Here is a 276-nt window from a genome sequence, read left to right as displayed (position 1 = left end):
CCGCATCTCCGCCGGAAACGGAATCTCCTGATCAACGTACGCTTCCCGCATGAGACCAAAGAAGAACACGCGAATAGTCGTTTCGTCACCAATCAACGCATTGTGGCGGGTTAATGTAATTCCCACCCGTGCCAAAACCAACGCAATTTGTTTCTTGGTCGCCCTGGCAATTGGTACGGTTGTGTGATGTGTTTCAGCAAACACTTCATATGAAACAAATGTTTCAGCAAAAATTTCACCTAACAACGCCCAAATTATTGATTGCTGTCGATACTC

1 protein-coding gene is annotated in these 276 nt (G+C 46.0%); it reads right to left on the bottom strand.

Going from position 1 to position 276, the window contains the following annotated elements; translation table 11 throughout:
* Positions 1-276 (bottom strand): helix-turn-helix domain-containing protein (locus tag WEIDD23_RS12520; RefSeq protein ID WP_197458917.1); only part of this gene is annotated, 276 nt, incomplete at both ends.

The sequence above is a fragment of the Weissella sp. DD23 genome, assembly GCF_001579105.1.
GTDB lineage: Bacteria > Bacillota > Bacilli > Lactobacillales > Lactobacillaceae > Weissella > Weissella cibaria.
The sequence above is the reverse complement of the archived record's forward strand: the minus strand, read 5'-3'. Positions and strand labels throughout refer to the sequence as shown.